The organism is Streptomyces sp. NPDC107765 (assembly GCF_055657085.1).
This window is the reverse complement of record NZ_JBVKBL010000003.1, coordinates 23,102-39,302: the sequence shown is the minus strand read 5'-3', so window position 1 is coordinate 39,302 and position 16,201 is coordinate 23,102. Positions and strand designations below refer to the sequence as shown.

Annotated in this window: 16 protein-coding genes; 9 read left to right on the top strand and 7 right to left on the bottom strand. The window is 74.5% G+C overall.

Going from position 1 to position 16,201, the window contains the following annotated elements; all coding sequences use genetic code 11:
- Nucleotides 1–230 precede the first annotated feature (230 nt).
- On the bottom strand, nucleotides 231–1,673 hold the full coding sequence (locus ACZ7MX_RS08810; protein WP_472130713.1) for a cytochrome P450: 1,443 nt from the start codon (nucleotides 1,671–1,673) through the stop codon (nucleotides 231–233).
- 120 nt (nucleotides 1,674–1,793) lie between these two features.
- Here ACZ7MX_RS08810 and ACZ7MX_RS08805 point away from each other — a divergent pair, with 120 nt between their 5' ends.
- The 3 genes from ACZ7MX_RS08805 to ACZ7MX_RS08795 all read left to right on the top strand — a co-directional run bounded on the left by ACZ7MX_RS08805 (nucleotide 1,794) and on the right by ACZ7MX_RS08795 (nucleotide 4,255).
- The gene (locus tag ACZ7MX_RS08805) at nucleotides 1,794–2,201 is read left to right on the top strand and encodes a (2Fe-2S) ferredoxin domain-containing protein (protein WP_472130711.1); all 408 of its coding nucleotides are present in this window, start codon (nucleotides 1,794–1,796) and stop codon (nucleotides 2,199–2,201) included.
- 138 nt (nucleotides 2,202–2,339) lie between these two features.
- On the top strand, nucleotides 2,340–3,134 hold the full coding sequence (locus ACZ7MX_RS08800; RefSeq protein ID WP_472130709.1) for a response regulator transcription factor: 795 nt from the start codon (nucleotides 2,340–2,342) through the stop codon (nucleotides 3,132–3,134).
- Nucleotides 3,131–4,255, top strand: coding sequence for a sensor histidine kinase (locus ACZ7MX_RS08795; RefSeq protein ID WP_472130707.1), 1,125 nt, complete (start codon nucleotides 3,131–3,133; stop codon nucleotides 4,253–4,255). Before ACZ7MX_RS08800 ends, ACZ7MX_RS08795 begins: the two co-directional genes overlap by 4 nt.
- A gap of 29 nt (nucleotides 4,256–4,284) precedes the next feature.
- On the opposite strand, the gene ACZ7MX_RS08790 is transcribed toward ACZ7MX_RS08795, so the two are convergent.
- The 6 genes from ACZ7MX_RS08790 to ACZ7MX_RS08765 all read right to left on the bottom strand — a co-directional run bounded on the left by ACZ7MX_RS08790 (nucleotide 4,285) and on the right by ACZ7MX_RS08765 (nucleotide 10,628).
- On the bottom strand, nucleotides 4,285–5,592 hold the full coding sequence (locus ACZ7MX_RS08790) for an MFS transporter (RefSeq protein WP_472130705.1): 1,308 nt from the start codon (nucleotides 5,590–5,592) through the stop codon (nucleotides 4,285–4,287).
- Nucleotides 5,589–6,242: a helix-turn-helix domain-containing protein gene (locus ACZ7MX_RS08785; RefSeq protein ID WP_472130703.1), complete on the bottom strand. Its 654-nt coding sequence runs from the start codon at nucleotides 6,240–6,242 to the stop codon at nucleotides 5,589–5,591. Before ACZ7MX_RS08785 ends, ACZ7MX_RS08790 begins: the two co-directional genes overlap by 4 nt.
- Before the next feature lie 71 nt (nucleotides 6,243–6,313).
- Nucleotides 6,314–6,967 (bottom strand): cytochrome b/b6 domain-containing protein, encoded by a 654-nt coding sequence (locus tag ACZ7MX_RS08780; RefSeq protein ID WP_472130701.1) that lies wholly within the window; start codon nucleotides 6,965–6,967, stop codon nucleotides 6,314–6,316.
- The gene (locus ACZ7MX_RS08775) at nucleotides 6,951–7,703 is read right to left on the bottom strand and encodes a molybdopterin-dependent oxidoreductase (RefSeq protein ID WP_472130699.1); all 753 of its coding nucleotides are present in this window, start codon (nucleotides 7,701–7,703) and stop codon (nucleotides 6,951–6,953) included. The genes ACZ7MX_RS08780 and ACZ7MX_RS08775 overlap by 17 nt, the downstream gene beginning before the upstream one ends.
- 63 nt (nucleotides 7,704–7,766) lie before the next feature.
- Complete coding sequence (locus ACZ7MX_RS08770; RefSeq protein ID WP_472130697.1) at nucleotides 7,767–8,759, bottom strand: hypothetical protein; 993 nt, start codon at nucleotides 8,757–8,759, stop codon at nucleotides 7,767–7,769.
- Nucleotides 8,760–8,972: 213 nt separating this feature from the next.
- A complete protein-coding gene (locus ACZ7MX_RS08765) occupies nucleotides 8,973–10,628 on the bottom strand; it encodes an FAD-binding dehydrogenase (protein WP_472130695.1) in 1,656 nt (551 codons plus the stop codon).
- Nucleotides 10,629–10,846: 218 nt separating this feature from the next.
- Between ACZ7MX_RS08765 and ACZ7MX_RS08760 the strand changes: the two genes are divergently transcribed.
- The 6 genes from ACZ7MX_RS08760 to ACZ7MX_RS08735 all read left to right on the top strand — a co-directional run bounded on the left by ACZ7MX_RS08760 (nucleotide 10,847) and on the right by ACZ7MX_RS08735 (nucleotide 16,200).
- Nucleotides 10,847–11,740, top strand: coding sequence for a DMT family transporter (locus ACZ7MX_RS08760; protein ID WP_472130693.1), 894 nt, complete (start codon nucleotides 10,847–10,849; stop codon nucleotides 11,738–11,740).
- Between the two features lie 742 nt (nucleotides 11,741–12,482).
- A complete protein-coding gene (locus ACZ7MX_RS08755) occupies nucleotides 12,483–13,013 on the top strand; it encodes an NUDIX hydrolase (RefSeq protein ID WP_472130691.1) in 531 nt (176 codons plus the stop codon).
- Between the two features lie 31 nt (nucleotides 13,014–13,044).
- Nucleotides 13,045–13,455: a YidH family protein gene (locus tag ACZ7MX_RS08750; RefSeq protein ID WP_472130689.1), complete on the top strand. Its 411-nt coding sequence runs from the start codon at nucleotides 13,045–13,047 to the stop codon at nucleotides 13,453–13,455.
- A gap of 3 nt (nucleotides 13,456–13,458) precedes the next feature.
- Nucleotides 13,459–13,824, top strand: coding sequence for a DUF202 domain-containing protein (locus ACZ7MX_RS08745; protein WP_472130687.1), 366 nt, complete (start codon nucleotides 13,459–13,461; stop codon nucleotides 13,822–13,824).
- A 159-nt stretch (nucleotides 13,825–13,983) separates the two neighbouring features.
- Nucleotides 13,984–14,931 carry an MBL fold metallo-hydrolase gene (locus tag ACZ7MX_RS08740; protein ID WP_472130685.1) on the top strand — a complete coding sequence of 316 codons (948 nt, stop codon included), beginning with the start codon at nucleotides 13,984–13,986 and terminating at the stop codon, nucleotides 14,929–14,931.
- A gap of 216 nt (nucleotides 14,932–15,147) precedes the next feature.
- On the top strand, nucleotides 15,148–16,200 hold the full coding sequence (locus tag ACZ7MX_RS08735) for a phosphotransferase family protein (protein ID WP_472130683.1): 1,053 nt from the start codon (nucleotides 15,148–15,150) through the stop codon (nucleotides 16,198–16,200).
- Nucleotide 16,201: the final 1 nt, after the last annotated feature.

Here is a 16,201-nt window from a genome sequence, read left to right as displayed (position 1 = left end):
CGGGTGCGCCGGGGTACGCCGGTCGGCACGCCGAGGTCACGGACGGCGCCACGCGATACGTCAGGGCGTACGCGTGCGCGCGGTGTCTCAGGACCTCAGACGAGCAACGGCCTTCTCCAATCGGCGGCAATGGGGCCGGAAAAGACGGTACGGGGGACGCCGCGAAAAAGCAAACGCATTTTTCGTTGCGTTTGCGGGGTGGTGTGCGGCGGCGTCCCCGGAACCCCGCCCTACTCCCCCGCCCCCTCGCGCGGGCGCAGCCGTACCCGGGCGGGACCGGTCGGCTGCAGGGTGATGCCGGCGGCGACCGGCACCTCCTCGTCCACGGCGTCGAGTTCGTACGCGCGCAGGAGCATCGCCAGCGCGAGCACCGACTCCAGCATGGAGAAGTGCTGCCCGATGCAGGCCCGTGGACCGCCGCCGAACGGGAACCAGGCGTAGCGGTGCCGCTCCGCCTCCCGCTCGGGTGCGAACCGGCCGGGGTCGAAGCGTTCCGGGTCCGGCCACAGCGCCGGATCGCGATGGGTCACCCACGGCGCGACCACGACGTCCGCACCGGCCGGGACGCGGAAGCCGCAGATCTCGGTGGCCGCCACGGCCCGCCGGCTGACGACCGGGGCCGCCGGGTACAGCCGCATGGACTCCTTGAGCGCCCAGGTCAGGTACGGCAGCCGGTCCAGGTCGGCGGCGGTCGGCACCCGGTCCGCCAGCACGCGGTCGATCTCCGCCCGGACCCGGGCCTGTTCCTCGGGGTGGCGGGCGAGGAGGTGCAGGGTGAAGGCCAGTGAGATCGCGGTGGTCTCGTGACCGGCCAGCAGGAAGATCAGCACCTGCTCGCGGATCTCGGTGGCGTCCAGCGAACCGTCCTCGGCGTTGCCGGCCGCGGCCAGCAGCGACAGCAGGTCCTCGCCCTCGGTGGCGTCCGGGCCGTCCGCCGCCCCGGTCGCCGCGCGGCGGCCGGCGATGATCCGGTCGCACAGCGCGTCGAGTTCGTCCATGGCGGCCCGCGCCCGCAGGTTGCCCGGGGTCGGCCACTGCCGCGGGATCTTCACCGGTACGTAGGCGCGCTGCACGACGTACGCGTTGATGACCGGGGCGCAGCGGTGGATGGCGGCCACCGCCTCCTCGGCGTCCAGGCCGAAGAGGATCCGGGCGACGGTGCGCAGCGCGAGCCGGTTCATCTCGGGGACCAGGTCGACGGTGGCGTCCTCGGCGGTCCGCCAGCGGTCGACGACGGTGGCGGCCTCGCCCGTCACGGCCGAGGCGTAGCCGTCCACCCGGCGCTTGGTGAACAGCGGCTGCACCAGCCGCCGTTGCCGGAGGTAGTCGGCGTCCTGGCTGGTGAGCAGGCCGTTGCCGAACGCCTGCCGGACCTCCTCGTACAGCGGGTGGTCCTTGCGGAAGTTGGCGGCCTGGGAGGCGAGGATCTGCTGGACGCCCTCGGGCGCGAAGACGGCGTGGAACACGCTGCGCAGGCCGGGCGGTCCGGCCTCCAGGCGGACCACGTCGCCGTGTTCGCGCCGGGCCCTCGCGAACGTGCTGAGGGAGTCGCGCCGCAGGTCGAGCATCGAGCCGAGGAGGGGCAGGCCGGCCGGGCCGGGGATGTCGTCGATCGGGGCCGGGGCGGGCCGGGAGCCGGACGGCGAGTCGGGCTGGGAGTCGGTGAGGGGCATGGTCGGATGTCTATCCCGGCGACGGGTGTTCCTACCCCCGGCCGGAGCCCGGCCGCCAATGTGGCGGGAAGGCGCAGGGGGCCGGGGCGGCGCCGGGCGGGGCCGCGTAGCATGGGCCGGATGATCAACAAGCGTGCCGGCCGCCCGGCCCCCGCGGCCGCGGCGTCCTGCCGGGTCACCGTCTGCCGCGGCTGCTGCTGCGGCGATGCGGCCAAGATCCCGGGCGTGGACCACGCCGGTCAGATACCCCGGCTGCGGGCGGCCCTGGACGGGGCGGCACCGGTGCGCGCCTCGGACTGCCTGGACGTCTGCGACCAGGCGAACGTCGTGGTGGTGCAGCCGTCGCCGGCCGGGCGGGCGGCGGGTGGCCGTCCGGTGTGGCTGGGGCTGGTCAACGACGACGACGCGCTGGCGGACATCGCCGCCTGGATCCGGGCCGGCGGCCCCGGTCTCGCCGAACCGCCGGGCGTCCTGGACCTGTACGCGATCACGGTGTCGCGGCGGGTACGCGAGGGACTGGCGGACTGAGCGCCCCCGCGCTTCCCCGACGTCCGGCTCCGGCCGCCGGTTACCGGAGTCTTACGGCCGCGGGCCGGACCGCGCGCCGCGCCGCCCGGTGGTGTTGGCTGGGGCCATGAGGTCTCTCCCGGGAAGGGCCCGCTGACCGTGCACCGCGAACCGACGCCCGCCGCTCCCCCGCCCGCCCCCGCGTGCGGGCCGCCCCGGCGCGTCCTGGTCGTCGAGGACGATCCGACCGTCGCCGAGGTCGTCACCGGCTATCTCTCCCGCGCCGGATACGCCACCGAGCACGCCGCCGACGGGTTCGCCGCACTGGACCGGGCCGCGGCCTTCCGGCCGCATCTGATCGTCCTGGACCTGATGCTGCCCGGCCTCGACGGCCTGGAGGTGTGCCGCCGGCTGCGCCGCGCCGACGACGGGCCCGCGGTCCCGGTGGTGATGCTGACCGCGCGCGGCGAGGAGGCGGACCGCATCCTCGGGCTGGAACTGGGCGCGGACGACTACGTGACCAAGCCGTTCAGCCCGCGCGAGCTGGTGCTGCGGATCGGCTCGGTGCTGCGCCGCGCGGAGTCCCCGCCGCCGGCCGCGGCGCCCGCGCCCGTCCTGCGGGCCGGGGACCTGACCGCCGACCCCGAGGGACGCCGGGCCGACCGCGCCGGACGCGAACTTGCCCTGACCGCCCGCGAGTTCGACCTGCTGGTCTTCCTGATGCGCCACCCGGGCCGGGTCTTCTCCCGGGAGGAGCTGCTGCACCGGGTGTGGGGCTGGGAGTTCGGCGATCTGTCGACGGTGACCGTCCATGTGCGGCGGTTGCGCGAGAAGGTCGAGTCGGATCCGGCGGCGCCCCGGCTGGTGACGACGGTGTGGGGCGCGGGCTACCGCTTCGATCCGGCGCCCGGCTCCCCCGGGCCGGGAGAGCCGGACGAGGGGTGTCTGCCGTGACGGACTTCCTGGTCATCGTGGCGCTGGCGGCGCTCGGCGCGGCGCTGGTGGGGCTGCTCGCCGCGCCCGCGGTACGGGCGCTGCGGCGCCGTTCGGTGGCGCTGTCGCTGTTCGCGGTGGCGGCGCTGGCGGTGGCCGCGATGGCCGCGGGCACGGTGGCGGTGGCCCAGGCGATGTTCCTGTCGGGGCACGACCTGGGCGTGGTGATGGCCGTGGTGGCGGTGTCCGGGGTGGTGTCGCTGGCGGCCGCGCTGCTCTTCGGCCGGCGGATCGCGGCGGGCAGCCGGGAGCTGGCGCGGTCGGCGCGTACGGTCGGCAGCGAGGGCGGGTTCGTCGCGCCGGAGGAGCCGCCGACGGCCGAACTCGCCGCGCTGTCCCGGGCGTTGGAGGAGACCAGTGCGCGGCTGGCGGAGGCCCGGGAGCGCGAGCGGGCGCTGGACGGCTCCCGGCGCGAGCTGATCGCGGGCATTTCGCACGATCTGCGGACCCCGCTCGCCGGGCTGCGGGCGATGGCCGAGGCGCTGGAGGACGGGGTCGCCGAGGAGCCCGCGCGCTACCACTCCCGGATCCGGATCGAGGTGGAACGGCTGTCCGCGATGGTCGACGACCTCTTCGAACTGTCCCGGATCCAGGCCGGGGCGCTGGCCCTGACCCTGTCGCGGGTGTCGGTGTACGACCTGGTGGACGACGCGCTGACCGGGGCCCGGCCGCTGGCGCGGGCGGGCGGGGTGCGGCTGGTGGACGGCGGGGTGGCGCCGCTGCCGGTGCAGGTGGACGCCCAGCAGATCACCCGGGTCCTGGGCAATCTGCTGGTCAACGCGATCCGGGCGACGCCGGCCGAGGGGACCGTCGCGGTCAGTGCCCGGCAGGAGGCGGACCGGGTGGTGCTGGCCGTCGAGGACGGCTGCGGCGGCATCCCGCCGGAGGACCTGGCCCGGGTCTTCGACACCGGCTGGCGCGGCGGCAGTGCCCGCACCCCGCGGGCGGACGGTCAGGCCGGGGCGGGGCTCGGCCTGGCGATCGTCCGCGGCATCGTGGAGGCCCACGGCGGCCGGGCGACGGTACGCAACGCCGGCGCGGGCTGCCGCTTCGAGGTGGCGCTTCCGGGGGCCGGGGCGTAGGGGCCCGGGCGGGGCACGGCCCCACCGGGTCAGCTGCGGGCCGCCGCCCCGTCCCGTTCCTCCGGTCCGGGACCGGTGGCGTGGTGCGTGTCGTCCGTCCGGCGCTCCGGGAAGTCCCGGACGGTACGGACCGGCGAGAGGACCAGGGTCAGGGCCGCGAGCGGCACACCGGCGGTCGTGATCCACAGGGCGGTGCGGACCCCGAGGGCGGAGCCGAGCGCACCGCCGAGCAGGGCACCCAGCGGCAGCGTCCCGTAGTTGAGGAAGGCGCTGCTGGCCACCAGCCGGCCGAGCAGGGACGGCGGGCAGTACCGCTGCTGGAAGCCCACCTTGAGGATGTTGCCGCCCACCACGCCCGCGCTGACCCCGAAGCTGCCCGCGACGTAGAGCAGCGTGCCGGCGCCCTGTGTGGTCAGCGGGATGAGCAACGCGGCGCTGGGCAGGCCGAGTTCGTACAGCAGCATGGCGCGGGCGGTGCCGAGCCGGGCGGCGGTGCGGCGCACCAGGAACGCGCCCGCTATCCCGCCCGTACTGGCCAGCGCGAGCAGTCCGCCGACGGCTCCGGACGGCAGGCCGACCTCGCGTACCAGGAAGACGGCGACCAGGGACTGATAGGCCATCAGCGCCAGGTTGGAGAGGGCACCGAAGAGGGTCAGCGTACGGAACCACACATCGCCGGCGACCAGCCGCACGCCCTCGGCGATCTCGGCGGGCAGGGAGCGCGCCGCGCGGCCGTCGGGCCGTTCCGCCGGGAGGGGTTCGCGGTGCCGGATGCCGAGCAGGCACAGCAGGGAGACGAGGAACGTGCCGGCGTTGGCCAGCAAGCCGTTGACCGCGCCCGCCAGTTGGGCGAGGAGGCCGGCGGCGCCCTGTCCGACGATCTGCGCGGCGGAGGCGCTGCCGTGCAGCTTGGCGTTGCCCTCGGCCTGGTCGGCGGGGTCGAGGAGGGTGGGGAGGTAGGCGCTGTACGCGGTCTGGAAGACCACCGCGGCGCCGCCGGTCAGCAGGGCCACCGCGAGCAGCGCTCCCAGGCCGAGCCCGCCGTACCGGGCGAGGACGGGGACGGCGGCGAAGAGCGCCAGGGACAGCGCGGCGGAGGCGAGCATCAGGGGGCGGCGGCGCACCCGGTCCACCCATACGCCGACCGGGAGGCCGATCAGCAGCCAGGGCAGCCAGCCGGCGGCGGCGAGCACTCCGACCGCGAAGGTGGAGGCGTGCAGGGTGGACACCGCGACGAGCGGCATGGCCACGTTGGTGACCGCGGCCCCGAACTTCCCGGCCGTCTCGCCGCACCACAGCAGCCGGAAGTCGCGGTGCCGGCGGAGCAGTCCGCTCATCGGTCGCCGCCCCCGTCCGTGTCCCCGCTCTCCTTGCGGGGGAAGGACTGCAGTTGGACGAGGACCGGCCGGACCGGTTCGCCGTCCACCGCGGACGGGTTCCGGTTCGCGTCCAGCGCCGCCGCCCGGTGCCTTTCGACGACCTCGGCCAACTCGGCGTTGAGTGCCTCCAGTTGCCCGGCCGTCATCCGCAGGTCCTGCCAGCGGGAGAGGGTGCCGGCGTGGTGCCACTCCGGCTCCCAGTCCTCGGCGAGGTAGGTCGTGACCTGGTGGAAGTCCCGCTGGACGAACTCGTGGAGGTAGACCGACAGGGCGCCGCGGGTGGCCGGATCGTCGCGGAATTCGGTGGTGTCGAGGCGGCGGGAGACCCGGGCCGCCCGCCACCAGCGTTCACGCTTGGTGCCCCGGCCGGTTTCCTCCTCGATGAAACCGTGGTCGGCGAGGTGGCGCAGGTGCCAGCTGACGGTGCCGGTGTTCTCACCGAGCCGCCGGGCCACCCCCGTGGCGGTGTCCGGGCCGTCGAGGGTCAGCAGGTCCAGGATGCGCATCCGCAGCGGGTGCGCCAGGCCGCGCAGGCTGCGGGCGTCCATCCGGCGCTCGGGAAGGGCGCCGGCCGGCTGCACAGGCGGTGTTGAGGGGTCGTCAGGCATGACGCGAGCATAGCTATGCAGAGGGTTCTCTGCATAGTGTTCTCTGCAGAGAACCCTCTGTAGAGGGATTTCTACTCCGCTCCGTCTCCCTTTCCGTTCTCCGGCGTCCACAACGGGTGTTCGCGCCGGGCCCATGCCGCGTCGACCGACCCGGAGCGCAGCCCCGCCCTCGACTCCGGGTCCCGGTACGCCATCCAGATGTGGCCGCCGATCACGATGAGGAGGCTGAGGGCGAGCCAGTCGTGCACGAACGTCGCGCCGGTACGCCAGACCAGCGGCGCCAGGTGCGTGAACCACATCAGCAGGCCGGTGCCGGTCATCACCAGGACCGCGCCGGCGAGCCAGGCCGCGTACAGCTTCTGGCCGGCGTTGAACTTCCCGGCCGGACGGCCTCCCCGGCGGCGCAGTACGGCCCGCAGCCAGCGCCGGTCGTGCGGGCCGAAGCGGTTGAGGCGGGTGAGGTCGGCGCGCAGCGCACGGGAGGCCAGGCCGAGCAGCAGCGGGGCCGGCAGCAGGATGCCGGACCACTCGTGGAGGGTGACCATCAGGGCGCGGCGGCCGACGAGTTGGGCGAGGAAGGGGAGGTAGAGACAGGCCGCGGTGGCCACGCAGACGGCCATGAGGGCGGCGGTGGCCCGGTGCACCCGGTGTTCGGCGCGGGTGAAGCGCGGGACGCGGGGACGGTCTCGGGCCGGACCGGCGGCGGACTCAGGCCGTGGGGACATCGTCCCGTCCGTTCGACCGGCCGACCCAGGCATCGACGTCATATCCGAGCTGCTCCCAGTATCCGGGCTGGACGTGGTCGGTGACGGTGATCCCGGAGAGCCACTTCGCCGACTTGTAGAAGTACATGGGCGCGACGTAGAGCCGCACCGGCCCGCCGTGGTCGTGGCCGAGCGGCCGGTCCTGCATCCGCAGGGCGATCAGCACGTCGTGGCGGCGGGCCTGTTCGAGGGTGAGGGATTCGCTGTAGGCGCCGTCGAAGCAGGTGAAACGGACGGCCTTGGCCTCGGGGCGGACACCGGCGGCGTCGAGGAGGGTGGCCAGGCGCACGCCCTCGAACGGGGTGCGGGGCACCCGCCAGCCGGTCACGCACTGGACGTCGCGGACCAGCCGGGTCTGCGGCAGGGCGCGCAGATCGGCGAGGCGGTAGCTGGCGCGGTGGCGCACCAGGCCGTCGACGGTCAGGCGGTAGCTGTGCTCGTCCTTGTCCGGGACGGAACCGGTCACCGAGTAGTAGCGGAAGCCGCCGCCGGCGGGCAGCAGACCGGACAGTCCGGTGGGGTCGTTCTGCGCGGCGGCGCCGAGGGTTTCGTCGTAGGCACGCTGGAGGTAGGGGGCCGCGGCGACGCCGGCGGCACCGGCCGCGAGCATCCCGAGCACCACGCGGCGGCCGACGGGCGTGCCGCGCCGGTCGTCGTCATGGCCGGCCGGGCGGGCCGGATTCGCGTCCTTGGTCACCCCTCGATTCGAACACCGCGCGGGCGCCGGGGCCAGTGTCCGGGCCCCGGCGTCAGACTTTCGTCATGGACCGGTGCGCCCGAACCCCCGGGCCCGGCGGAGTGCGGTGGCCCGGGCGGCCCGGAAGGCACGGTCGGGGTCGCGGCCCGCGTACGACCAGGGGGCGCGGGTCCGGTGGCGGCCGATGCGCGCGAAGAGGGTGGCGGCCTCGGCCATCCGCCCCTCGTGGAAGGTGGCGTGGGCCAGGAAGTTGAGGTCGACCTTGCCGCGCGGGTGGTCCTCGCCCTCCCATTCCAGCCACCAGTCGAAGGCGGCCTGCCGGAGCCGGTGCGCGTGCCGGGTGTTCCAGTGGCCGGAGTCCGCCGGGTCGGGCGGCTCCAGGCCGGCGGCGGCCCGTACCCGGTAGAGCTCGGCGTGCGCGACGACCGGGAGCAGGGCGAGCGGGGAGTCCGCGGGGGCGCGGGCGGCGGCACGCGCGGCGAAGTCATGGGCCGGGTGCCGCGGGTCGTCGGCGGCGTGCGGCTGCCGTTCGGCCAGGCAGGCGGCCATCAGGTGGTGGGCGTGGTGGTGGTCGGGGTGCCGGGCCCGTATCTGGTGGAAGGCGTGCGCGCGGGCGTCCTCGGTGCCGGTGCGGCGGGCCAGGAGCAGCGCGCCGAGCCAGGGCGTGGGATCGTCGGGCAGCAGCCGGGCGGCGGCCGCGCAGGCCGCGGCGGCGGCACCACTGCTGGCCTCGCCGCGCAGCGCCCGCCGGACGGTGGCGACGGCGAGGAGGGTGGCCGCGTCGCCGCTGTCCGGTTCGGCGAGCTGCCAGTCACCGGCCCAGGCGGCACTGCCCGGGCAGCCGGCCAGCACCGTTAATCGGTGGCCCCGGCGGTCCCAGTCGGTGCCGGTCCCGGCGAGCAGGGTGCGCACCCGGGCCCACTGGCCGAGCGCCAGGGCGTCGGCGGCGACGGCCAGTTCGGCGTCGTCCAGCGCGGGGCCGGTGGCCGGGCCGGCCGCCCGGCCGGTGGGGCCGGGGGCCGGGGGTGCGAGGGGCGGCGAGGGGGAAATCGACATCACGGGTCAGCGGGCTCCATGGCGCGCCGCGCCGGTCGTGCGCCGCACCTGTCGTCCTTGGTGGGCGGGGCCGGGTCTGCGCGCGCCTGTGCAGAGGGTGACGGTCTGGTCCGCACCAGTCATCACGCACAGCAAAGCGGTACGCAGAGCTCCCCGTCAAGGCGGGAAGAGGAATGGCTGGATCCGCCAACATCCTCCGCGGCCCCCATGCCGTCAGGCCACCGCCCGTGCGGCCGCCCGGCCCGCCGTACGGCCGGAGAACAGGCAGCCGCCCAGGAAGGTGCCCTCCAGCGAGCGGTATCCGTGCACCCCGCCGCCGCCGAAGCCGGCCGCCTCGCCCGCCGCGTAGACGCCCGGCAGGGGCGACCCGCCGTCGGTCAGCACCCGCGAGGAGAGGTCGGTCTCCAGTCCGCCGAGCGTCTTGCGGGTGAGGATGCTCAGCCGGACGGCGATCAGTGGGCCGGCCTTGGGGTCGAGCAGCCGGTGCGGGGCCGCGGTGCGGATCAGCCGGTCACCGAGGTACTTGCGGGTCCCGCGCACCGCCGTCACCTGGAGGTCCTTGGTGAAGGAGTTGACGATCTCCCGGTCCCGGGCCACGATCTCGCCGCGCAGCGCGGCCTCGTCGATCAGCGGCTCCTTGGTGAGCGCGTTCATCCGGCGTACGAGATCGGGCAGCGAGCGCTCGACGATGAAGTCCGTGCCGCGGTCCATGAACGCCTGCACGGGACCGGGCGCGCCGGCCCTGGCCCGGCCCAGTACGTCGCGGATGCTCTTGCCGGTCAGATCGGGGTTCTGCTCGGAGCCGGAGAGGGTGAACTCCTTCTCGATGATCTTCCGGGTGAGCACGAACCAGGTGTGGTCGTGGCCGGTGCGCATGATGTGCTCGAGGGTGCCGAGGGTGTCGAAGCCCGGGAACAGCGGCACCGGCAGCCGCCGGCCGCGGGCGTCCAGCCACAGCGGGGAGGGGCCGGAGAGGATCCGGATGCCGTGCAGCGGCCAGATCGGGTTCCAGTTCTCGATGCCCTCGGTGTAGTGCCACATCCGGTCGCGGTTGATGATCCGCCCGCCGGCCGCCTCGGTGATGCCCAGCATCTTGCCGTCGACGTGCGCGGGCACACCGGACAGCATCCGCTCCGGCGGGGTGCCCAGGCGGTCGGGCCAGTTGGCGCGCACCAGCTCGTGGTTGCCGCCGATCCCGCCGGAGGTGACGATCACGGCCTGCGCCCGCAGCTCGAACGCACCGGTCACCTCGCGGCTGCTGGGCTTCCCGCGCGGGACGTCGGAGGGCGCCAGGACCTCGCCGCCGACCGTGTCCACGGTGCCGGCGCTCCGGGTGAGGCTGGTGACCCGGTGCCGGAAGCGGAGGTCCACCAGGCCGCGCGCGGCCCCGGCCCGCACCCGGCGCTCGAACGGCGCGACCAGACCGGGGCCGGTGCCCCAGGTGACGTGGAAGCGCGGGACGGAGTTGCCGTGCCCGGTAGCGGCGTAGCCGCCCCGCTCTGCCCAGCCCACGACGGGGAAGAACCGTACGCCCTGCCGGTGCAGCCAGGACCGCTTCTCGCCGGCCGCGAAATCGACGTACGCCTCGGCCCACGCGCGTGGCCAGTGGTCCTCCGGACGGTCGAATCCGGCCGTGCCGAGCCAGTCCTGCCACGCCAGGGCGTGGCTGTCGCGGATCCGCAGCCGGCGCTGTTCGGGTGAGTCGACGAGGAAGAGACCGCCGAAGGACCAATGGGCCTGCCCGCCGAGGGACTGCTCGGGCTCCTGGTCGAGCAGGATCACCTTGCGGCCCGCGTCCACCAGTTCCGCGGTGGCCGCCAGCCCCGCCAGCCCCGCTCCGATCACGATCACATCAGCGTCGTACGCCATCAGCAGCCTCTCCTCGCCGGGGCCCGCCGGGCGTCCCGGCCGCCCCGGGCCACCCGGGTGGAACGATCCTCAGTGCACCCGACTGCCGCGTCAACCATCCGTTACCGCGCAGTAGAGGAGGGCGCGCGGGAGAATGGGGGTGACCAGGGCCACCCCTCACCCGCCGCCGGATGGCTATCCTCAGGCGCATCCCCCGCCCCGCGCGATAGAGGTGCGACGTGACGGTGATACTGCTCGCCCTTGGAGCGGCCTGCTGTCTGGGACTCGGCTTCGTACTCCAGCAAGCCGCCGCACAGCACGCCCCGATGAAGGACTACCTCTCCCTCCGCCTGCTGCTCGACCTCGTGCGGATGCCCCTGTGGGTGGCCGGTATCGGCCTGATGGTGGTGGGCATGGCACTGGGGGCGGTGGCGCTGGGAATGGGCGACATCACTCTGGTGGAGCCCTTGCTCGCGACCAATCTGCTCTTCGCGATGGCACTGTCCCGACGGCTGACCAAACAGCGGCTGGGCCGCACCGGCTGGGCCGGACTGTGGCTGCTGGCCGGCGGCGTCACCGCGTTCATCGTGGCCGGCCGGCCACGGGGCGGACAGCGCAGCACCGACCACCTGTGGCAGTGGCTGATCATGGGCGTGGTGCTGGGCATCGCCCTGACGCTCGCGGCGGTGGCCAAACGGGAGCGGGTGCACGTCAGCCTGGAGGCCGCGCTGCTGGGCGTGGCGGCCGGCTTGATATACGGCCTGCAGGACGCGCTGACCCGGATCAGCGGCGAGCACTACAGCCAGGGCGGCTGGTCGGCCCTGCTCACCAGCTGGCAGCCGTACGCCATCGTGGTGCTCGGGGTGCTGGCGCTGGTGATGGTCCAGAGCGCCTTCGAGTCGGCGCCGCTGCGGCTGTCCCTGCCCGCACTGACCGCCGCCCAGCCGCTGGCCGGAATCCTGTGCGGAGTCGGTTTCCTCGGCGACCAGCTGCGGGTCACCACCGGCGCACTGGCCTGGGAGGTCGCCGGCATCGCGGCCGTGGTCGCGGGCATCGTCCTGATCGGCACCCACCCGGCCATGCCACCGGGCGCGGGGCGTCCTTCGGACGTCCGCGCGATGCAACCCCATTGACTGCCTGCGTACTCGGCTGTAGCGCCGTGGTGGTGCCTCGCCGTTGCGCTTTGCGGCGCCGCGTACGTACCCGTCTCTCGCGCCGTCGGGGTTGCTCGCCGTTGCGCTTTGCGGCGCGCCGCACGTACCTGTCTGCTGCGCCGCGGGTGGTCTCGCCGTTGCGCCTGCGGCGGGCTGGGTGTTGTCGGGTGCGGTGACGGGCCTCCGGGGCCGGTTGTGTGGACTGCTGACGCTCTACGTCCACACAACCGGCCCCTCCGGCCCGTCCCCTCCCGTGGGGGGAGTGTGCGGGTGGGTGGGGGCGCGTGTTGTTGGGCGAGCATCTGGTGTCGTGAGGTTTTGGGAATGCCTCGCCCGGCCCATTGGGTTGTGGCCCCGCAGGGGGCCCTCGCGACCCTTACGGGTTCTGTTCGACCGTCCCGTAGGGGTACCCAGGCCCCCTTGCATGCCTCAACGCCCACCCCCACAGACCGCATTCCCCTCCCCCAACGGGAGGGGACGGGCCGGAGGGGCCTTGTTCGTGGACGTAAAGCGTCAGCAGTCCACGAACAAGGCCCCGGAGGTCCGTCACCGCACCCACAACAACCTCGCCCGCCGCAGGCGCAACGGCGAGAAACACCCGCGGCGCAGCAGACAGGTACGTGCGGCGCGCCGCAAAGCGCAACGGCGGGACAGACGGGTACGTACGCGGCGCCGCAAAGCGCAACGGCGCCGCAGGCGGGTACGAAGGGAGAATGCCCCCATGGCTGAGGAACCGCTCAACGTTGATGAAGTCCTCGATGTCGTCGACGAGAACGATCAGGTCGTGGGGCAGGCGCCGCGTGGCGAGAGTTATGCGCGGCGGATGCGTACCCGTTGCTCCTTCGTGCTGGTGCGGGACGCGGAGGAGCGGATCTTCGTGCACCGCCGCACGCCGAACAAGCTGGTCTTCCCCGCGCACTACGACATGTTCGTGGGCGGTGTGGTGGGCGCCGGGGAGAGCTACGACCGGGCGGCGCTGCGTGAGGCCGAGGAGGAGCTGGGGGTGCGGGGGCTGGCGCAGCCGGAGCCGCTGTTCAAGTTCCTCTACGAGACGGCCGAGCACACCTGGTGGTCGGCGGTGTACCAGGTGCGGTGCACGCTGCCGGTCGCCCCGCAGGAGGCGGAGATCGACTGGTACGCGTTCCTGACCGAGGAGGAGCTGATCGCGCGGCTGGACGTGTGGCCGTGGACGCCGGACGGGGTGGCCGCGTACCGGCAGCTGCTGGCCCGGCGGGAGCGGGGGGAGTGCTGATGCGGGCGGGCCGGCCGGGCGGGTTGCGGCGATGAGCGGCGGCGGTGGGCTGCGGGCGGCCGGCGAGGCGGTACGGCTCTGGTTCGCGCCCGCGCGCGTACGCGAGGAGGGCACGACCCCCGACTACCGGTTCTCGCTGGCCAATGAGCGGACGTTTCTGGCCTGGTTGCGGACCGGGCTGGCGCTGATCGGCGGCGGGTTCGCGGTGGACCAGTTCCTGCCCCGGCTGCACGGCACGCTGCGGGTGAGCTTCACCGTCGTGCTGCTGGTGGGCGGGGGGCTGTGCGCGTTGCGGGCGGTCAACCACTGGGTGCGCTGCGAGCGGGCGATGCGGCGCGGCGAGGACCTGCCGGTGTCCCGCTTCCCCGGTGTGCTGGCGCTGGCCGTCGGGCTGCTCGCGGCGGCCGTGGTCGTGCTGGTCCTGCTGGGCCGGACGAACTAGGCGATGGCGAGGGAGCGCCCGGTGGCGGGCGGAGCCGGGCCGGGGCCCCGGCCGGCGTCGGACCGGGACCCGGGGCTGCAGCCGGAGCGGACCCGGCTGGCCTGGCGGCGGACCACGCTGTCGGCCACCGTGGTGGCGCTGCTGGCCGGCCGGCAGCTGCTGCGGAACGCCGAGCGCGGGGTGGCGGTCGCGGCGGAGGCGGCGCTGACCGGCCTGGTGTGGTTCGGCTTCGTCGTCCTCGCGCACCGCAGGATGCGGGCCATGGCGGGCGGCCGGCCGCCGGAGCTGCCGCTGCGGACCGCGCTGCTGCTGATCGGCTGCACGCTCGCGCTGGCGCTGTGCGGCGCGGTGATCCTGCTTCGGGGGTGATCCGCTCCTGAGGGAGGAGTGGCGCACCGGGTCGGCGGCCGTTGTCCGCCCGGGCCGGTGGCGGGGGTACCGTGGCCCGGTCCCGCGGCGGCGGAGCGCGCTCGAACTCCCCGTAGGCGGGCGGGCACTGACGCGGCATCGGAGCAGGAGGCACATCCCATGACGGAAGCGGCGGAACGGACCACGACCGGGCGGAGCGTGCCGGAGGAGCCGTACCTGACCGAACTCGCGGGCGGGGTGCACGCCTTCATCCAGCCGGACGGGGGCTGGTGCCTGAACAACGCGGGCTTCCTCACCGACGGCGGGACCACTCTCGTCGTGGACACCGCCGCCACCGAGCGGCGGGCCCGGCTGCTGCGGCGGCGGATCGCGGAGAGCGGCGCCCCGGCGCCCCGGTTCGTGGTCAACACCCACCACCACGGCGACCACACCTACGGCAACGGCGTCTTCGTGCCCGAGGCGACCGTCATCGGGCACGCCGCCTGCCGCCGGGAGCTGCTGGCCGCCGGGCACCAACTGCACGCCGTCTGGCCGGAGGTGGAGTACGGCGACATCCGGCTCACCCCGCCCACGGTCACCTACACCGACGAGCTCACCCTGCACCTCGGCGACACCGAGGTGCGGCTGATCCACCCGGGCGTGGCGCACACGCCCGGGGACACCGTGGTCTGGCTGCCCCGGCAGCGCATCGTCTTCGCCGGGGACCTGGTCTTCCACGGCGGCACCCCGTTCCTGTTCATGGGCTCGCTCACCGGCTCGCTCAAGGCGGTCGAGCTGCTGCGCTCGCTGGACGCGGTCACCGTCGTCCCCGGGCACGGCCCGGTCGCCGGTCCTGAGGTGTACGACGTCATCGAGCGCTATCTGCGCTTCGTCGGCGAGCTGGCGCAGGAGGGCAGGGCTGCCGGCCGTACCCCGCTGGAGGTGGCGCAGCGGGCGGAGCTCGGCCCGTTCGCGGAGCTGGCGGAGTCGGAGCGGCTGGTGGCCAATCTGCACCGGGCGTACGCGGAGCTGGCGGGCGGCGCGCCGGGTGCCCCGCTCGATCCGCTGGCCGGCTTCGGCGACATGACGGTGATGAACGGCGGGGTGCCGGTGGCCTGTCACGCCTGAGGCGGCGGCCCCGGGGCGGCCTGGCATGCCTGAGGCGGCGGTCCCGGGTGACCGGGGCACGTCTGAGGCGGCGGTCCCGGGTGACCGGAATCCTCCTGTGCGGCGGTGCGTGACGGACGCCCCACGTACCGCCACTGGACGCCATACCGACTAGTCGGCATGATCGGGGCACGACCGATCGACCGTCGGACCGTCCACTCCCCACGGAGGAGCACGATGAGCAAGGGCACCCCTCCCCCCACGGCCCCGGACCGGGAGGATCCCCCCGGCCTCGACCTGGCGCGGTTGCGCGCGCACCTGGACCGGGAGCGGCCCGGGCTGGCCGGCGGCCCGCTGCGGGCGGAGCTGATCGAGGGCGGGCGGTCCAACCTCACCTACCGGGTCACCGACGGCGCCGCCCGGTGGGTCGTCCGCCGGCCGCCGCTCGGCCACGTCCTGGCCACCGCGCACGACATGCGGCGCGAGCACCGGGTGATCAGCGCGCTGCACCCGACGCCGGTGCCGGTGCCCGAGACGCTGCTGCTGTGCGAGGACGAGTCGGTGATCGGCGCCCCGTTCTACGTGATGGAGCTGGTCGAGGGCACGCCGTACCGCACCGCCGCCCAGCTGGCGCCGCTCGGCCCGGAGCGCACCCGGGCCGTAGTGCTGTCGCTCGTGGACACGCTGGTGGAGCTGCACGCCGTGGACCCGGAGGCGGTGGGGCTGGGCGACTTCGGCCGCCCGGACGGCTTCCTGGAGCGTCAGCTGCGGCGCTGGGGCAAGCAGCTGGCCGCCTCCAAGAACCGTGACCTCGCCGGCATCGACGAGCTGCACGAGGCGCTCGGCCGGGCGCTGCCCGCCTCCGCCGCGCCGGCCGTCGTGCACGGCGACTACCGGCTGGACAACGTCCTGGTCGGCGCCGACGACACCATCAAGGCCGTACTGGACTGGGAGATGTCCACCCTCGGCGACCCGCTGACCGACCTCGGCCTGCTGGCGATGTACAGCTCGGACCTGGGCCTGCCCGCGTCCCCGGTGAGCACCACCAGCGGCGCCCCGGGCCACCCCTCCCCCGCCGAGCTGATCGAGCGCTACGCGGCCCGCTCGGGCCGGGACACCTCGGCCATCGCCTGGTACACCGCGTTCGCCTGGTTCAAGCTCGCGGTGATCCTCGAAGGCATCCACTACCGCTTCACACTCGGCCAGACCGTCGGTGCCGGTTTCGACCGGATCGGCGAGCTCGTGCCCGTCTTCATCGACCGCGGACTGACCACCCTCAAGGAAGGCTGAG